The organism is Roseateles sp., from assembly GCF_044373315.1.
Classification (GTDB): Bacteria; Pseudomonadota; Gammaproteobacteria; order Burkholderiales; family Burkholderiaceae_C; genus JACDQM01.
This window is the reverse complement of the sequence record NZ_JBILQK010000228.1, coordinates 1-4,424: the sequence shown is the minus strand read 5'-3', so window position 1 is coordinate 4,424 and position 4,424 is coordinate 1. Positions and strand designations below refer to the sequence as shown.

Annotated in this window: 4 protein-coding genes; all 4 read left to right on the top strand. The window is 58.0% G+C overall.

Annotation, left to right across the window (positions count from 1 at the left end):
- The coding region (locus tag ACIQ67_RS20865; RefSeq protein ID WP_397536291.1) for a hypothetical protein at window positions 1-1,226 on the top strand (1,226 nt) is incomplete at its 5' end.
- Window positions 1,223-2,926, top strand: a complete 1,704-nt coding sequence (locus ACIQ67_RS20860) for a hypothetical protein (RefSeq protein ID WP_397536290.1) — start codon at window positions 1,223-1,225, stop codon at window positions 2,924-2,926. The genes ACIQ67_RS20865 and ACIQ67_RS20860, both read left to right, overlap by 4 nt.
- Window positions 2,927-3,205: 279 nt before the next feature.
- Window positions 3,206-3,802: a Holliday junction branch migration protein RuvA gene (gene ruvA / locus ACIQ67_RS20855; protein WP_397536289.1), complete on the top strand. Its 597-nt coding sequence runs from the start codon at window positions 3,206-3,208 to the stop codon at window positions 3,800-3,802.
- Window positions 3,803-3,844: 42 nt separating this feature from the next.
- A partial coding sequence (locus ACIQ67_RS20850; RefSeq protein ID WP_397536288.1) for a DUF1080 domain-containing protein occupies window positions 3,845-4,424 on the top strand: 580 nt, incomplete at its 3' end.

Genomic DNA, 4,424 nt, shown 5'->3' with positions numbered 1-4,424 from the left:
TCGTCGATGCGTCGGTCGAAGACATGGCCGCCTACTGGGAAGCCACCAAACACGAGGAAGACACCCACTACAAAATCCGCGACCTACTCTTCGTCCGTTGGACCATCACCGATCCCCTCGGCGCGATTGAAGCCGCTTCGAAAACCTCATCCGCACACATCCCCTGGTGGGCATGGGCGAAAAACGACCCGCAAGCCGCCTTCAATCACTCCATCGCACATGGACATGACCAGATTGCATGGGTCATGCGCTCCATCGGCCAATCCAATCCCGATCTCGCCCTCAAACTCCTCAAATCCCATCCCGACCTCCCACCCGAAACCGGTATGGATGGCATCATCTTCGGCCTCACCCGGGACGACCCCGAGGCCGCCATCAACCATCTCCACCAACAGGGAAATTTCTACGATTCCAAACCGCTCGAATCCTGGCTGCGGGAGGATCCACACGCCGCGTTCGACTGGTTCGTCACCCACAAAGGAGAATTCGGCCATTACAACGAAAACCAGGAACAGGCACTCATCGGCGCTCTAACAAGGGAGAACCCCGACCTCCTGACAGAGTTCGCCGCCAAACTCCCCATCGGATCCTTCCGCCGCAAACTCGAATCCGCAGCCTTCGATCTCCTCATCGCCAAGGACCCCGAAAAAGCGCTCGCCCAAGCCAAAAGCAACCCCTCCACCCGCCTCAAAACCCAGCAGCTCGCCAAAATCGCCCTCGCCGAAACCGATCCGGGGAAAGCCCGGGAATTCCTCGCCCAACTCGCCGAAATCAACCCGAACTTCATCTACTACGAAACTCGTACTTCCTATCCCAATGGGAACTCCTCATCGACCTATCTCGTCGAAGAAGGAAAACAACTGATCCGGCAGTTGGCCGAAGACGATCCCCGCGCGACCCTTGATCTACTCTTCGAAACCAACGGAGAAGACAGCTGGAACCCGACCAACCAGGAAGCCGCATCCGTCTGGATCAACCGCGACCCCGAAGCCTTCGCCAGTTGGGCATCCGCCATCTCAGACCCATACCTCCGCACCAACACCTATTACAAACTCGTCAATTCCCTCTCGGAATCGGGCAATTATGAAGACGCCCTCCGCCACGCCTCAAACCTCGGTGAAAGCCAAATCGAAGGAACCACCCGGACCATCCTCAGCAAATGGAAATACTCCAACCCGGTGGCGGCCGCAGCTTGGGCCAAATCCAACGGAATCGAACTTCCATGAAAACCACCCTCCTTCCCATCACCATGATTCTGTTAGGTGGTGCCATCGGCTTTCTCTCCGCGCCTAACGGACCAATCCACGCTGAAGAGGAATCAACGCGTCTCTCACCGCGCAAGGCGCGCGACCGCTCACGCTCAACCTCCCACGCGGTCCCACCCGACATCGCGGAAAAACTACGCCCCATCCACACGGCGAAAAACCCGGCCGAACGCCTCCGGGCCGTCATCCACCTCGCCAATACACTGCCGATCGGAGAGCTCACAAAATGGTATGACGCCAAATGGCTCACCCTTCAGGACGGCGGCGACCTCAACGTCTTCTACGAAATCACCCGCAACCGCTGGATCGCCGAAGACCCCGGCGGCATTCTCGACCGCGCACGCCTCAAAAACTGGACCAGCCTCGGGGAAATCACCACACGCATCGCACAGACCCACCCTGACTTCGCTCTCGAATACCTCGCAGCAGTCAAAAATCCCTCGGATCGCACAAATCTGTTAGCCAACATGGCCCGGGGCCTGGCTGAAAACCGCCCTGAAGCTTTGCTCCACCTCGCCACCACCCAATTTGATTCCACTCAAGGAACCTACACCTGGACCTCAGCCTTCCTGGCCATCGCCAAAAGCCAACCCGGACTCCTTGAAAACCCTGCTCTACCGCCAGCCCTCCGCAACCTCGCGCGCACCAGCCTCGCTTCCACACGTCTCGAAGCAAACTTCGGTGCCGAACTTTCCAACCTCCTCAAATCACCCACCGGATTGATGGACCTGACATCGATCCTTGAGGACTACAACTTCTCGCGCAAACACGCATCTTCCCTTCTCGATCACATCAACCAACTCCCTCCCGATTGGCTCAACCACCTCGCTCAGAGAAGCTACTACCTCGTTCAGAAAAACGAAGCCCTTGGAATGCACGAAACCGCCGCAAAAGATCTCAAACAAAGAGCCTGGCAACAATTGGCCAGCGACGAACCCTCCGAATTCTTCGCGCTCCACAACAAGCTCAACCACGACACCATCGAATCCCAAGCTAACAACATCAGCAACGCCCTGAGAACCCTCACCTGGAAAAACGCGGAAGAAGCCCAAGAGTGGCTCGATTACTACCTCGCCCGCACCGACGATGAGAATACCCGCAAAACCCTTCAGGATGCCATGTCCCAAGCCAACACCTCCGGCAAACTGAACCCAGAGTCCCTCCGCGAGCGATTGAAGGACGCAAACAACGATGCCGGGCAGCTCTCAAATCTCCCGTACGACCTCTCCAACGCAGGCCCTCTCGTCATGCAGGAATTCAGAAGCTCCCTGACCAACATGACCACCGAGGAACAAGCGAAATTCGGGCGCAACTATGCCGAACATGACCTTTCCCGGTTTCCAATCGACATCCAGGCGAACCTGATTGAGGCCATGATCCAACACCCACCAGACGAACTAACGGAGAACCTCGAACGACGGATCTGGTTTCAAGCCAGCCAGCTTGCCTCCTCATGGGGCACAGAGGACCCTGTGGCCGCCAGCCGCTGGGTGACGCAACTTCCCGCCGGGGAGCCGCGCCAATGGGCCCTGCGCAACCTGGCGACCTCCTGGATGCCTTACGAACCCGCGGCGGCGGAGGCTTGGCTCAAGAAGCTCCCGGCTGCTGACCAAACGGATGTCCGGCAGTTCCTTGAATCGAACGGAAACGGCAACCGTTAGAAGAGTCTGATGAATTCTTTATTTTTGAACTCAAATAGATCACCGTCATAAGCGTGTGGACAAGTCGCCCAAATCACTGTTCCACATAGCAACCAAGCGGGTTCCACGGCACGAACAACTTGCGAGCGAACGTGAAACCGCTGACCGGAACCTCCGCCGGAAGTCCCGGGCACCATCGCTGTCACCAGCTTCTTCCATGTTGTTCACAGCCCATTCCCGAGTTCTTGTTTCGCCCATCCGGATTGACGTCTCCGTCGTGCCGGGCAAGCTCGGCGCACAATGATCGCGCGTCTCCGAGGCAGAGTATGGGAAGCCTACCCGAACCGGTTGGTGGTCGATGTCCAAGGCGTCGGCTACGAAGTCCTGGTCCCGCTTTCTACGTTTGACCGCCTCCACGCCTCCGAAGGCATCGAGGTCGATCTCCGCACGCACCTCCACATCCGGGAAACGGCCCACACGCTCTACGGATTCGCCACCGAAGAGGAGCGCGACGTTTTTCTGATGCTGATCGACCGTGTGAGCGGCATCGGTCCCTCGATCGCCATGGCGGTCCTCAGCGGCATGCCGGTGAACCGGTTCAAGCAGTGCGTCGTCGCCGGGGATGTCACCGAACTCTCTCGCATCAAGGGACTTGGGAAAAAAACCGCCGAGCGCATCGTGCTTGAGCTCAAGGACAAGGTCGGCGTCACCGACACCTGGCAAGACGCCGCAAGCGGCCAAGTCACCGCCACCGCCGCTGATGCTGAGCTCGCTTTGATCGCTCTCGGCTTCAAACAAGTGGACGCCAGAAAGGCAGTGCGTAAAGTCCTCGAAGCCGATGCTGCCTCCACCACCGAGGCCCTCGTCCGCGGAGCACTCCGCGCACTCCAAGGCTAAACCCAAACGACCAACCGAACGTCTACACCCACAACCAGTTCTATGAAACCGCTCCTTGCCCTCCTCGCCCTGACCTCCTTCGCCTCGTTCGCTTTCGCGGCGGAACACAACACCCTGACCGATGCGGAGAAATCCGCCGGCTGGAAGCTGCTGTTCGACGGCAAAGACGCATCCGCCCACTGGCGCGGCTACAAAAAGGACAGCCTCCCCGCCGAATGGGTGGCTGAAGACGGCGCCCTCGTCCGCAAAGGCGGCGGCGACATCATCACCAAGGAAAAATACGAAAGCTTCGAATTCACCATCGACTGGAAAATCAGCGAAGGCGGAAACTCAGGCATCATGCTCAAGGTTCTCGAAACCGAACACCCTCCCTACTGGACCGGTCCGGAAGCGCAAATCCAGGACAACGTCAAAGGCACCGACCCGCAAAAAGCCGGTTGGATGTATCAACTCTACGCCGCCGACAAGGATGCGACAAAACCCGTCGGCGAATGGAATACCTTCATCTTGAAATGTCAGAAAACCCCCAAAGGCACCTACGCCTGCGAGCATTGGATGAACGGAGAAAAGTACGTCAGTTATGAAATCGGCTCGGATGACTGGAAGGCCAAACTCGCCAAAT

What these genes read in the sequence shown, in the direction of transcription:
- ACIQ67_RS20860 (WP_397536290.1), top strand. Translation starts at nt 1,223, where the DNA reads ATGAAAACCACCCTCCTTCCCATCACCATGATTCTGTTAGGTGGTGCC.
- ruvA (WP_397536289.1), top strand. Translation starts at nt 3,206, where the DNA reads ATGATCGCGCGTCTCCGAGGCAGAGTATGGGAAGCCTACCCGAACCGG.